At 44.6% G+C, this 14,196-nt stretch carries 8 protein-coding genes; 4 read left to right on the top strand and 4 right to left on the bottom strand.

All coding sequences use genetic code 11. The features are described 5' to 3' along the window. Window positions 1-321 precede the first annotated feature (321 nt). From LX69_RS02410 to mnmA, 4 genes are all read left to right on the top strand, one after another. Window positions 322-1,062: a class I SAM-dependent methyltransferase gene (locus LX69_RS02410; RefSeq protein WP_245934921.1), complete on the top strand. Its 741-nt coding sequence runs from the start codon at window positions 322-324 to the stop codon at window positions 1,060-1,062. 146 nt (window positions 1,063-1,208) lie between these two features. Beyond that, entirely contained in the window at window positions 1,209-4,181 is a 2,973-nt protein-coding gene (locus LX69_RS02405) for an Ig-like domain-containing protein (protein ID WP_111444226.1), read from the top strand. Window positions 4,182-4,213: 32 nt separating this feature from the next. Continuing rightward, on the top strand, window positions 4,214-4,417 hold the full coding sequence (locus LX69_RS17495) for a hypothetical protein (protein ID WP_146260614.1): 204 nt from the start codon (window positions 4,214-4,216) through the stop codon (window positions 4,415-4,417). A 103-nt stretch (window positions 4,418-4,520) separates the two neighbouring features. Further along, window positions 4,521-5,714, top strand: coding sequence for a tRNA 2-thiouridine(34) synthase MnmA (gene mnmA / locus LX69_RS02400; RefSeq protein ID WP_111444225.1), 1,194 nt, complete (start codon window positions 4,521-4,523; stop codon window positions 5,712-5,714). Between the two features lie 896 nt (window positions 5,715-6,610). On the opposite strand, the gene LX69_RS02395 is transcribed toward mnmA, so the two are convergent. The 4 genes from LX69_RS02395 to LX69_RS02380 all read right to left on the bottom strand — a co-directional run bounded on the left by LX69_RS02395 (window position 6,611) and on the right by LX69_RS02380 (window position 14,157). Then, window positions 6,611-7,933: a hypothetical protein gene (locus LX69_RS02395; protein ID WP_111444224.1), complete on the bottom strand. Its 1,323-nt coding sequence runs from the start codon at window positions 7,931-7,933 to the stop codon at window positions 6,611-6,613. Then, the gene (locus LX69_RS02390; protein ID WP_111444223.1) at window positions 7,930-8,325 is read right to left on the bottom strand and encodes a hypothetical protein; all 396 of its coding nucleotides are present in this window, start codon (window positions 8,323-8,325) and stop codon (window positions 7,930-7,932) included. The genes LX69_RS02395 and LX69_RS02390 overlap by 4 nt, the downstream gene beginning before the upstream one ends. Before the next feature lie 465 nt (window positions 8,326-8,790). Then, window positions 8,791-9,399 (bottom strand): glycosyltransferase family 2 protein, encoded by a 609-nt coding sequence (locus LX69_RS02385; protein ID WP_221621255.1) that lies wholly within the window; start codon window positions 9,397-9,399, stop codon window positions 8,791-8,793. Window positions 9,400-9,681: 282 nt separating this feature from the next. Next, window positions 9,682-14,157, bottom strand: a complete 4,476-nt coding sequence (locus tag LX69_RS02380) for a hypothetical protein (protein WP_111444222.1) — start codon at window positions 14,155-14,157, stop codon at window positions 9,682-9,684. Between the last annotated feature and the right edge of the window lie 39 nt (window positions 14,158-14,196).

Genomic DNA, 14,196 nt, shown 5'->3' with positions numbered 1-14,196 from the left:
GAGGAAGATGAGTCAACACTGAGTTCCACTGAGTTTTCTTCACCTCACTGGCACTCATCTGATCTCACTGCAACTCAGCGTTAGTTCTTCGTGGGTTACGCTGAGGAAGATGAGTTAACGCTGATTAATCATCATTTATATTTGACACAAATTTTATGGTTTCTCCAACCTACATCATAACACGAAAAAACTCAGTGCCTTTGCGACTCTGCGTTTAATCATAATCTGTGTTCCCCCAATACCCCGATTCATCCACATGCCACCATCATCACCGGGGCATCGCCTAACCAATAAAAACCCTATTTTTGCAAAAAAATCATCATGCAACACATCACCGACGTCATGGGACTGGCGTGTGCCGATTATCTCAACGGCGTGCCCAACGGCAAAATCAAGGTCAAATCGAACATCGTGGAGGACGATGTGATTCCGGTACCATACCTGTTCCGCACCTTCGATCAGATGCCACCCATTGAGCAACAGGCGTTACAGATGTGTCACGGCAGGGTGCTCGACGTGGGTGCCGGCACCGGCTCGCACGCCTTGTGGCTGCAACAACAGGGCTTCGACACCACTGCATTGGAGATGAGTCCCGGTCTGTGCAACGTGATGCGCCAACGCGGCGTTGCCCGCCCCGTGGAGGCCGACTTCTTTGCCTGGCAACCCGAGGCTCTTTACGACACCCTGCTGATGCTCATGAACGGCATCGGGCTGGTGGGCAAACTCGATCGTCTGCCGGAGTTTTACCACCGCGCCAAACAACTGCTCGCCCCAGGCGGACAACTGCTGCTCGACAGCTCCGACATCGCCTACCTATTTGACGATGAGGAGACGCAGGATCTGCCCGAAACCTTCGACCACTACTATGGCGAGATCCAATACCAAATGAGCTACAAACAGGCCAAAGGCACCCGCTTCCACTGGCTCTTCATCGACCCGTTTATGCTGGCTCACACGGCCGAAGAGAACGGCTGGGACTGCGACATCATCCATCAGGGGGAGAATGGGGAATACCTGGCTCGACTGACCCCTTCCCAAGCGCCCTCAAATGACAGATCATAAAAAACGCCTGTCAACATTTTTTAATCGCTCGTCAAATTATTGTTAATCCGCTGGCTTATATGAATGGTTGGTTTATCTTTGACACAATTTTTTTGAAGAAATCACGTAAGAATTTATTTACATAGAACGAACTAATACGTACCGATATGAAAACATATTTACAACAAATCGGAATGACACTGGCACTGATGATGGTGACGGTGGTGGGGTGGGGAGCTTTATACATTATAGGATTTCCTCAAGTTAACACAATAACTCAAACAACAGCAGTTGTTTCTGTCAAAACCGATGCCGGAAATCAAACAAGCGCTTATGTCGTTCTACTAAGTAATTCACCTGCTCCATCACTGGAACAGGTGTTTAATCATTTAGATGCGAACGACAATGCAGTTCCTAGCAATCTCTGCGGTGATATTAATATTATTAATGCCAAAACGACTTATACAGCTGGTATAACAGGACTAACACCTAATACATCATACACAGCATACTTTGTTACCTATGACACAGAAGGTAATACTATAGAAACAACAACGCCAAGAAGTAAAACATTTACCACACAAAACATTCCTTTTAATTACTTAGCAACATATCCAAACATCCAAGATATTTTAGATATTTCTGCGACGGCATACTCTTCACTAAACTATGATAACAGCAGTACTCGCTTTGTAGTGCTTACCACCACAGAAGCTGCACCGAGCTTAGAACAGGTTTGGTCTGGATTAGACGCTTCTGGCAACGCTGTCTCTACGTCCAGAAAAGGCACAATTATCATTGATTTAGCAAATTCAACAAACTCGGCTTTTTTTGATAATTTGACAGAAAATACTAGCTACAATGTCTATTTCGCATCGAAAGACCAAGCCGGTAACTTTTTAGAGTCGTCAACACCAACCATTGTTACTTTTACGACAATCGACCAAACAAAACCCACTATCACTTTTACGCCCATAAACGGGGTAAAAGATGTTCCAATAAACCAAATCATCACCATTGCGTTTAACGAACCAATCCGAAACATAGACAATACGCCAATTGACAACTCGAATGTAACCTCATTGGTAGCATTAAAAATGGATGGAAACATTGTTGCAAGTTCAGTAGAAATCAGCGGAAATACCATTACTATAACACCATCCTCGCTCCTAACAGAAGGGAAAGAATACCAACTAACACTTCAACCCATTGAAGACTACAGTAATAACGCAACCGAATTAACCACAATCATTTTCGAGACAAATGACACATCTGCCCCCTTTTGGTTAACTACAACTCCAACTAATAATTCTGTTTCAAATTCAATCACAGCGAATATTATATTAAATTACAATGAGGCCATCCGGAATGCAAATGATAGTGAAATCACATCCACAACACTACATAATTCTATTTCCACCTCACCCACTTTTGGATTTACAGCATCGATTGATGGAACTAAGAAAACAATAACGATCACCCCAAAAATAGCGTTGGAACCCAATACAACTTATACAATTACAGTAACTAACATAGAAGATAAATACAATAACCTCAAAGCAACAGATGATTTAGTGTTTAAAACGGCTGAATGCAATGTTTGGAATGGAAATACAAGCAGCGATTGGAACACAGCTTCAAACTGGAATGGAACGTATTCAGCAGGAAAGAGTATTATTATAGAAAAAGGAGAATTTAACCCAGTAATAAATACAAACTATGATTGCGCCAATGTTGTAGTAAAGCCTGGAGCAGGATTAAATATTCCCAATGGTGTTACGGTTAATGCCAGTCAAGAATTTCAACTTCAATCATCTAACGACCCCCAAATAGGCAATGCCTATCTGTATTTAGATGGCACTGGAATGATCTCAGCTGGGAAAAACAAGATTTATCAAAGCATTTCAAATAATACCTACTGGTATACTGTATCAAGTCCAGTATCTGGAGCTACCCCATCAAACATTAACAGCACAGGGGGATTCCAATATTGGAGAGACACGGATGGAACATGGCAAACCATTTCAAACACGGCAACATTAACTCAAGGACAAGGTTACAGATCATACAGCTACACTGATTATGTCTTTAGTGGGGCGATAAACAATGATCCTTCCTATACATTCACTGCTAACTATAATTCTAAAAATGCCGGCTGGGGGTTAGCAGGCAACCCTTATCCTTGTGCAATAAATTGGAATGCACTAGACACGACCATGAACATTAAAAATCAATTTCACATTTGGTTAAATTTTGAAAAAAAATACGGTTCTTATAACGGCACTATTGGCACCAACTTAAACTCAAAAAACCCGAACTACATTCCTTCAAACCATGCATTTTGGGTACGTGTATATGACATCTCAACCGTTGGCAACAGCGGCACATTAACCATCCCCAAAACAGCCAGGGTACAAAGCAATAGCACATATTTAAAAACAACATCAACCAATGAATTACAGTATTTACGCCTAAGTGGCATAAAAGGGGATAATAAAGACGAAATGGTTGTTGGTATTTTTAACAATTCCAGTGACAATTTTGACGACACTGACACCGAAAAATGGTTTGCCACCAAAAACACAGAACTTTTAGAACTCTATACAATTACAAACGATAAAAAACTTACCATCAGTGGTTATGAAAATCTAGATGGATGCAAAATAATTCCAGTGGGCTTCAAAGCCGGTTCTAAAGGGACATTTAAAATCAACCTCGATGAAATTGTGAACATTCCAGAGGACACAAAAATTGAACTCTACGATATAGGAGACTCAAACAATGAAATTAGAACAGACTTAAAATCAGTTGGTAGTTATTCATTTGTGCTAAATGAGGCAACAACCAACGACAACCGTTTTTTACTCGTTCTTGAAACGCCAAATCAATCGAATAATGTAAGTGAACCAAAGAAAACACAAATAAAACTTCATTCACAGCAATCAAAACTCTATGTATCAACACCAGAACTCACTAATCCAACCATTCAAATATTAAACACCAAGGGGCAAATCATCAATCAATCACAGCTAACGACAGGGACAATCAACATATTTGATTTGAAAGAAAATGGCATATACATTGTAAAAATCAATTCTTTGGAAGAAAATTATCAAGAAAAAGTGTTAATTAGCAAATAAAAAATGCCTATATTTGCAAGGCATAATTGAAAATGAAGAAACACTTGAGAAAATATTCCAAACCAACAATAACCTCGGTTGCATTAGATCAAGAAATTTCATTGATCATGATGAGTTGGACTAACCCAGATGAACCACCACCTATGGGTGATGATCCTCCAGGTTCTGGTAGTGGTGCATCATCGCAAGCTGCATCATCCAACCCCTTTAACGAAAATTCTTTCTCAAAAGACTAAATAACAAACAAGAGCTGCCCCTGGGCAGCTTTTTTTATTCCCTCTCCACCCTCAATCAAAATCCGGGTGAAGAGATTATCTTTGCGGTGAAATCAACAGAGATATGGCAAAAGTAGTGGTAGGACTGTCGGGCGGCGTGGATTCGAGCGTTGCGGCGTATGTGCTCAAGCAGCAGGGGCACGAGGTGATTGGCCTGTTTATGAAGAATTGGCACGACCAGACGGGAGTGCTGGAGGCCGACTGCCCGTGGCTCGAGGACAAATTTGACGCCGAGGCAGTGGCTCGCAAGCTGGGCATTCCTTTTCATTTTGTTGATTTGAGCAAGGAATACATGGCGCGTGTGGCCGACTATATGTTTGCCGAGTACGAAAAAGGGCGCACGCCCAACCCCGACGTGCTGTGCAACCGCGAAATCAAGTTCGACGCCTTCATGGCCAAGGCCTTAGAGCTGGGTGCCGACTTTGTGGCCACGGGTCACTATTGTCGCAAAGAGACCATTGTGAAAGATGGCGAGGAAGTGCACCGCCTGCTGGCGGGGGTGGATCCCAACAAGGATCAAAGCTATTTCCTTTGTCAACTGTCGCAACAACAGTTGTCGAAGGCCTTGTTTCCCGTTGGTGACGTGCTCAAACCCGAGGTGAGGCGCATTGCCGGAGAGCTGAAACTCATTACGGCGCACAAAAAAGACTCGCAGGGCATCTGTTTCATCGGCAAGGTGGATTTGCCTGTTTTCCTGCAACAGAAACTCTCGCCCAAACAGGGCAAAGTGTTTGTGGTGGAACCCGACAGCGAGTTATTCAACTACCCGTGGGATGATTGCCTGGGCACACCCACCGACGAAGCGCTGGCAGCACTGTCGAAGCCCTACCCCTTTCACCCTCGTTACGGCAAAAAAATTGGCGAACACAACGGGGCTCACTTCTACACCATCGGTCAGCGCAAGGGACTGAGCATTGGCGGCTTCCCGGAGCCGCTGTTCATCATTGGCGTGGATGTGGCCTTCAACCAGATATATGTGGGCATGGGACAAAACCACCCGGGACTGTTTCGCAAGGTGCTGTTTATTGCCAACGATGAGATACACTGGGTTCGCCCCGATCTGAACATGCAAGAGGGCGAGAGCCGAACCTACAGCGTGCGCATCCGCTACCGCCAACCGCTTCAACAGGCCACTCTGCATCGTCGGCAGGCCGGCATGTACATTGTGTTCGACGAGATGCAGCGAGGCATCACCTCGGGACAATTCGCGGCCTGGTACGATGGGGAGGAACTGATAGGCTCGGGGGTGATACATTAAATTTTGGGTATATCATCAAAACACGGAGGCACGGAGAAAAATCTACCGAAGAAAGCGCGAAGGCAGGAACACGAAGAGCACAAAGTTTTTATTCTTGGCGTTCTTTGCGTGGTCTTTGCGACTTGGCGGTAAAAAAAAATAGGGAACCGCAAAGGGCGCGAAGGAAAAAACGCAAAGGACACTGAGTAGGATTAAACGCTGAGGCGCGAAGGCGCTGAGTTAACCTGCAACGTTTTGTTTATAAGCAAGATAGCAGACAACTAAAAAGAGAAATGTAATGTAAGGAATGCGAAGCTTTTTATTCTTAGCGCTCTTTGCGTGATCTTTGCGACTTGGCGGTTAAAAAAATAGGGAACCGCAAAGGGCGCGAAGGAAAAAACGCAAAGGACACTGAGTAGGATTAAACGCTGAGGCGCGAAGGCGCTGAGTTAACCTGCAACGTTTTGCTTATAAGCAAGATAGCAGACAACTAAAAAGAGAAATGTAATGTAATGTAAGGAATGCGAAGCTTTTTATTCTTAGCGTTCTTTGCGTGGTCTTTGCGACTTGGCGGTAAAAAAAATAGGGAACCGCAAAGGGCGCGAAGGAAAAAACGCAAAGGACACTGAGTAGGATAAAACGCTGAGGCTCTAAGGCGCTGAGTTAACCTGCAACGTTTTGCTTATAAACAAGATAGGAGATAACTGAAAAGAGGAATGTAATGTAAGGAACGCGAAGCTTTTTATTCTTAGCGCTCTTTGCGTGATCTTTGCGACTTGGCGGTAAAAAAAAGAAGAAGTGAACCGCAAAGGGCGCGAAGTTTTTATTCTTAGTGCTCTTTGGGTGGTCTTTGCGACTTGGTGGTTAAAAAAATAGGGAACTGCAAAGACCTCACACAGGCACTTCCATTAACCGACTTATTGCTTTGAGTCGAGACGAACGCAGAGTGTTTCAAAATTGGTGTGCTGTCCGATGCACACAAAAGCAGAATAGATTAAAAATGGCGTTAGATGGTGCATTAAGCGATTGAATGAAGTCCCCAAATGCCAATCGAGCCCATAAGGACTCAGGATGTAAATGCCAAAATACCCGGCCAACATGGCACCCCCGACCCACAACGGCATTTCACGATACCACCGGAAAGCAAACACCGCACCCACCACGAGCAACAACAGCAATTGAGAGCCTGAAAGTAAATTCTTATAATAATACTCCCCCACCACCAAATAACGGGACACATCTGTGAGTTTTGCGACATATCCATCCGCATCCGATGCCACAATATCATTGGCCGGAGCATACCCCATTTTGAAAATGAATATGACCACCAAGGGCAGTAAAGCACCAACACCATAAAGAAGAATACGCCTGAAATGCTTCACGTTATAAACCAGATAAAAGCAGGAAAACAAGCCAAAAAACAACAACCCTTCATTTTTCACCCACCCAGCAGAGGCGGCAAAAAAACCGGCCATCAACGGCAACAATGCAGCATTACCTGTATTTCGGTGATGGTAAAAGACAAATGAGCACACGATAAAAAGGCTCAACAGCGTATCGGCATACTGAGAATGACTAAACGAAAACAAGAGGTTGGAAAACGTAAAAACAAAAACAATCGCCAAACCAAGCTTGCGATATGTCAACTCAAACAGAGAGGCCGCCATGCCCAACAACAATGACAGCCCAGTCACATAAGCCACCACCAAAGGCACCACAGGCGACGAGTGACCCAATGATTTCCAAACAAAGGCAATGAGCGATGAAAGCATCAGCGGGTAATCGGGGTGGGTGAAAAATATATCATTGGTGAAGAGATTGGTGAAATGGTTCTCAAACAACAGGAATTTAGCATGTAACATCCATATAGCCCAGGCATCCCATTCCCCCCAACGATCGGCTCCCACCGAGAACAAGATGGTAAACACAAGAAGCATGGCCATGAGCAGACGCGTCTGAAGCGCGGTCAATCCCATTCCGAGTGGAATTTCCTTTAACGAAAACCAATGTCGCCGCCACAAAAATGCCAGGCATCCGCCACCCAAAAGCAACAGAGACCACTGAAACACCATAAAATTGACATGCCCAATCAGTGAGAAGAAGAAAAGAAATGAAGCCAAGGCACCAGTCATCCATAACGAGAGCACCCCGTTTAAAATCACATTTTTAAACGATGAATAACGACAGAAGCCGCCAAAAGCCACCATCCACCACAAGAACAAAGCAACCAGAATGATCATCTTGAAACCATTAAAGTCATTGAATAATTCGGCACACTATCGGCACAAAAAACACGTCGTTGGGCGAACAAGAAATCGGACAAGGTATCGGGCAAAGCCATTTTGCGATCGATGACCAGCAAAATGGAACTATCGGCAGGAATCTCCATCCAATTCTTTTTTTTGACCACACGCGCAGGAATCAATGAGAACTGTGTTTTGTAATACAATTCGGGCGATGCGTTATTTGAAACATAATACAAATATGACGCAGGAGTGATGCGAGGTTGGATTCCCGAGGATACTTTTTCTAATTCGTCAATGGCGTTGGATTGACAGCTGATGCGGAGACCAAGCACGCACATCGCAATAACGATCAACAATATCCAAACGAATAATTCGGTTTTCTTCATTGGTTCATAAAAAAGTCTCCTCATCCACCAAAGGAGGATTTGAACATATTGGTTCTATTCTGATTTGTGTGGGTAATCATAGGTATGTATTTACTCACACCAATATTTCGTGCCCTCGAGCCGGGCGGGCTCTTACTTTTTGGCTACAGCCCCAAAAAGTAAGCAAAAAAGGCCGCCGCTAACGTAAAATTGCTAAAAATCATAGGCCTTCACTAAAATCTGCGAACTCGCAAGCTCAAACAGCGCATCTTTTTTAACGCTCAGGCCTATGATTTTCTTAACGCCATTTTCCGAAGGCGGCTCAGTTACCTTGTTTGATTTCGTGCTTCCATGTTTTGTTTACCCATAGTATTCGACATAAAGCCAATATATTTCACAGTTAAAACAACAGCTACCAATGATCATTTTGGCAAAACATCGTCTTTTCTTTTACCAACATCTGACCATAGAAATGTCATACACACCTCATCTACAAAACAGATTGTACTTGAGGATGCAATAAATGGCACGCACGCCATCCTTCCAATTGATTTTTTTACCTTCATCAAAAGTACGACCATAATATGAAATGCCCACTTCATAAATACGAACACCGGGAATGCGAGAGATTTTAGCGGTCACCTCGGGCTCAAAACCGAATCGTTTCTCCTTCAAATGAAGCGATTGCACCATAGACGTTTTAAACAACTTATAGCAGGTCTCCATGTCGGTGAGATTCAAATTGGTGAACATGTTTGAAATGAATGTCAGGAAACGATTGCCAATGGTGTGCCAAAAGAAAAGAATGCGGTGGGGGTTACTCCCCATAATCCGTGAACCATATACCACATCGGCCACGCCTTTGAGCACCGGCCTGAGTAAATCATTGAATTCCTCGGGATCGTATTCCAAATCAGCATCCTGAACAATCAGATAGTCACCTGTGGCATTCGCAATGCCAGTATGAATGGCAGCGCCCTTGCCCATATTCCGTTCATGGGTAAAATGCTTGATGCCGGCATCTGGATATTGCTGCATATACGCCTTCATGACCTGTTCAGTTTGGTCGGAAGAACAATCATTTACAACAATCACTTCTTTTTAAATCCCATTGATTAACTCAACCGATCTGACCCTGTCAAGAATCAGATGTATGGTAGCCGCTTCGTTATAAGCAGGAACAACAACCGTTAATTTCTCCATTCGTTCAATAAAAAACGCACCAAAAATGATGCATAGGACAATAAACGCCAAAAATGGTTAATTATGCGGAAAATACATCACAAAACAATGATATCATTCCATACAAAACAAAAAACAAACCCCCTCCGGCAGACAAAACAAGAACGAAGGGGGTTGTAAAAATTTGGATGCAAACTATTCCACAGGGACAGCCTCTTCGTCCACCGCATCCATCACATCTTCATCTTCAGGAGCATTGTTCAAATTTTCGATGCGCTGCAAGAAACGGGCAACCTTGCTATTGGGTGCCAAGATGTAGGAGAATTGCTTTTCGCCCATACGGGTTTTCATCTTGCGCTCTTCACTCTTGATGGTTTGTATCTTCAGGTTTAAATCCTGGTCGGATGTTAACACCTGCATAATTCCGGCCTTGTAAGAGAAATAGACCCACTTTTCGTCATCAGCAGCCACGTACAAATCGATGGAGTTGCCACTGCGTTTGCGCATCAACTCAGCCTTCACAGTCACCTGACGATTGAGCATTTGCTTGCGAATCAAGGTCAAGTCGGCAACCCCATTGGCAACATAAGAGCTGGAAGCCGTTCGCCATGTCCAATCCACATTTGCAAAGGAGAAGATTCCGGCAACAGAATCGGGCAAAGACTTGCTTTCGCCAACCGATGCACGCTCGGCCTGCAAGGCCTTCGCAGCAGGTCTGCCAATGATTTCGGCCATTCGCTTTTCGAAAGTCTCGGCCGAAAGCGACGAATTTTTAGCTTTTGAGTTCAAGAACATCGACTTGATGGCTTCCACCACCTCTTCGTTAAAGAAGAAGTCGATGCCATAACAGGATGATACCGTTATTTGATTTTTGTCACGCTGATGCAACACGGTACCGGCGGCACGATGCATGACCTGATCGAGGTCGATGGCCATGTTCAGACGCCCCTCACCATACACGTTACAGCCCGACTCGAGGAACTGCAAAATGGTTCCGGTGGTATCCGCACGTTCGTGACGATGTTTGGGAGCAATGTCAAACGAGGCGTTGGACGCATTGTAACGCAAAAAGCCAACCCCTTTGAGCACCGACATATCGCTGTAATCCTTTTGCGACTCGAGGAACGAAGAATAAAGATGCACCGAATCCTTGGTTAAAAAGAAATCAGCAAAAATATCATTTCGATCAGCGTCCATCAACTTATCACCCACGGGAATCATGATCTTTTGGGGGTCAACGAGACCTTCGAACTGTAAGTATGCCTGGGGGCCGGAGGGACAAGGATGCAACAGCTGCACGCCCCCGTTAAACGACAACAAGGTATCGAGGGCATTCAAAGCCACCTTCCCTTTGTAGGCAAAATGTTTATCAAACGTAAAAAAGTTACTGGGCGTGATGACACCCGATGCCGTTGTGTGAACGTCATCATCCACCTTAATTTGATCAAAACGAATCGGCAACACCTTGCCATTCCCATTGACAAAATCGTACCACCCGCGCCCTTTATATGATTTTTTACCTTCGATGGTCACATTGGCATTGTACATTTTGTGCAAACCGTTATTCAACTCAATGGTGGTACTATCCAGGGGATCCATGACCGCATCGGGACGAATGCGCACGATGCCGTTTGTGAGGAACACATTCACATCAGCCACATGGATATTCTTGACCTCTTCGGCCTCAATCATCTTCAGCCCCACATCGTAGCGAGCCAGGGGAGCATAAAAGTCGAGAGAATCCTGACGGCGGTGAGTCGAAACAAAACGGTTACCCTTAGAGCCTTTTTCACCCAGATAGATGTAGTTCCGATCCATGTCCCACGAAAAACGGTCGATGTAAGAGATGTAACGGTTCTCGGTAAAATCGACTTTATTGCCGGCATTTTTGGCCGTAAAAGTCCCCATCCGGGTCTCGAAATCAATGTTCGAAATCAAGTTGGTGGTATTAAAGGCCACCCCCTCAACCCCTCCGGTAGAGAGGTTGAAGTCGGACGAATCGGCCAATACGGTATGATGCCCAAACTGATAGGCAGGAGACACCAAACTACCATGAAGCATATAGAAGGTTCCTTTCCCCTCCAGACCGGTGGGTTTCACCTGAATAGATCCCTTCAACTGCGCTTCACTGTTGTACATGGTAAAGTTCTCTTCGAGGGATTTGACGCTCATGTCATCCGAATAGGGATGAAAATCCATATCGACATATTTGGCCGACACATCGGGAAACTGCACGCCCGAGGCCTGTTTTTCCATGGTAAACTGATGCACCTGAGCCAACACCTGATCGGGTAAGAAGAGAAAATCCTCGGAATAAGCAGTCGAGGTCAAATAGGTCAGTTTTCCATTCCCATGCAAACCTTTGTTTGACAAATCAATATCCTGATAATAATTGGCTTTACCACCATAGGCAGGGAAGCCATCATCGGGAGTCTTGCGTTTAAACCCGAGCGAATAATCGTTGCGCACAGTCAGCATCTCCCTAAACTCGGGGAAGATGCCCGACGTGAACTGCCCGGCAAAATTGATATTCTGCCGATTGAGCGTATTGACATTGGTAAGTGTAAATGTATCGAGTGCAAAATAAAAATGCTCGTGCTTATAGGCGTTGTCATAAATCTCAGGTTTCTCATAATACACCTTCGAAGTCTTGTCGCTTTTCAGAATCGGGAATTGCGGATTCTTCTCGCGCCCCGACTTGTTATTTGGCTTATCAATTTGCAAATACCCGGAGAGATCGGCAATGGTGCTGCGAACAAATGCCAGTTGGGGTTGTCCAAAATAATCGAGATCGCCGGTTTGCACTTGCATTCGCATAGAATCGATGACCTCCATGTCGATGCGAAAGTTGTCGTACGAAAACTTAAATCCATCCCCAAAAAAGTTGAGCATCCCGGCATTGATGCTGCCATCAAATGAAAAATTACGATTTTGCTTGAGTAGGATTTTTTCTTCGCGAGGAAAGAAAACAACGTTTTGATGGTCACAAATGGAGATGTTCGAAACGCCGTTCAAACGCAAGTCGTAGTTCTGCAGGTCGAGCTGAGCATTGGGCACACGCGCTTCGGTGGTAGAGTTGAATCGGATCACATCATAATCCTTCTTTCCAAGTCGGAACTGCAAATAATCCTCTAACCGATCGCGAATCTCAATCATGTCGGTATCGACGTTGTAACCGATAAACCCAAAAAACGAGAGATTCATCACCTGTTGACGCACCTGATGTTGTGGCATGCCCAAAAACTTGGCATAATCGGCAGCGGTAAAGGGGTGACCATGAAAGTAACGAGAGCAGTTTTTCAATCCCTGCAGCGGGTGAATGGCATCCATTCCCTGCAATTGGTTATAAAAATTTTCACGGTAATAACTGAGTGATTCAAAGAAAGCATAATTCTGAGCAGCACCGCTCACCATTTGAAAGTTGATGGTATTGGTATGCAATTGCCAACGAATGAGTTCCACATCAAGACTGATGTTGTGATAAGTATCGAAATAAGGACTTTGAGCCAACCCCTCACCGTTACGAATGAGATGCAACTCATTGTCGTTCATCACAAACTTAAACAACAATCCCGGATGATAGATAAATGCCGAGTCGAGACGGATGTAGACCTCGGCATCGGTAGAAGTGATGTAATCTTTACGCAAGGCAAAAAAACGAGATCGCGCCTCCACAAACACCGTGTCGTTGCGCACGATATTGATGCGAGCCGGTTCACCATCGGTTCCAGATCCCAAAAATTTAGCGCCATGCTGAGAAAAACCGCCCTCGTAAACCATATTGGGATGGATGTTGTCGATGCGGAAGCGTTCACCCGACGAACGGAATTTGGGATAAACAGCATCCTCGGGCGTCTTAATCCCGGCCACCTTATGCTCGATTGACCCTTTTAACGGGAAACTAAAAAACTGACGATTGTAAAACACCACATTAGAGGCTTCAAAATAAGGTTTCTCCAGTTTAATTTGAAATGTATCGAGAGTGGCATACACATCCGAGGCGGCAAATCCGGCCCGTTCCCAAGTCAAACTACCTTTGTCAGCTTTCCACACCAGGTCGTTCAACGCAAAAGATCCGGACGTATTAAAGATGGTAATGCTGTCGTTAAAAGCCTTGCAAGTCATTTCAAAGGGGCCGGGATAAACGGCCTTGAGCTGCTCCCCATCGTATTGATAAGAGAAAAAAGCGGGTGTTGCAGACCAGCTGACCGATGGCGTCGCATAGATAATCCCCTTTTGCAGCTGATTACGAGCCACGTCCATCAACCGATTGACAGTACGCAAAGCCACCCTGGGCTTTTTAATCATATCAGAGACAGCCTGATGCCAGGCATTAAAACTTTGGGCATCATGCTTGGTTTCCACAAAAACCCGATAGGTGGACAAATAAGTGTCATAATCCGGATAGGGCTGAGCCTTTTTAACATTGAGCAAATTGAGCGTGGCAATAATCTGATCGCGAGCCGCATCGGGCAGTTCGGGCGAAGACCAGAATTGCAAAAAGGCATCCATATAAGTTTTCACCTCCTTTTTTTCGGAAGTCAATTCAAATCGATCCTTTAACTGCACCAGAAACTCATCGTATTTGGCACTAAACTGATAAACCTGCTGAGCATCGGCATGATAAAGACAGAGGCACAACAGCCCAAACATTAAAATAAATCGCTTCATTTCAAGATAATCTGCAAGGGGTTTAAAAAAAAATCACAT

Source organism: Breznakibacter xylanolyticus (assembly GCF_003254275.1).
Lineage (GTDB): Bacteria > Bacteroidota > Bacteroidia > Bacteroidales > Marinilabiliaceae > Breznakibacter > Breznakibacter xylanolyticus.
Note: the sequence above shows the minus strand (reverse complement) of the source record. Positions and strands in the feature narration are given on the sequence as shown.

Bases quoted from the DNA above. Each gene is read 5' to 3' on its own strand.
- LX69_RS02380 (WP_111444222.1), bottom strand. From the start codon at position 14,157: ATGAAGCGATTTATTTTAATGTTTGGGCTGTTGTGCCTCTGTCTTTAT.
- mnmA (WP_111444225.1), top strand. From the start codon at position 4,521: ATGGCAAAAGTAGTGGTAGGACTGTCGGGCGGCGTGGATTCGAGCGTT.
- LX69_RS02405 (WP_111444226.1), top strand. From the start codon at position 1,209: ATGAAAACATATTTACAACAAATCGGAATGACACTGGCACTGATGATG.
- LX69_RS17495 (WP_146260614.1), top strand. From the start codon at position 4,214: ATGAAGAAACACTTGAGAAAATATTCCAAACCAACAATAACCTCGGTT.
- LX69_RS02390 (WP_111444223.1), bottom strand. From the start codon at position 8,325: ATGAAGAAAACCGAATTATTCGTTTGGATATTGTTGATCGTTATTGCG.
- LX69_RS02395 (WP_111444224.1), bottom strand. From the start codon at position 7,933: ATGATCATTCTGGTTGCTTTGTTCTTGTGGTGGATGGTGGCTTTTGGC.
- LX69_RS02410 (WP_245934921.1), top strand. From the start codon at position 322: ATGCAACACATCACCGACGTCATGGGACTGGCGTGTGCCGATTATCTC.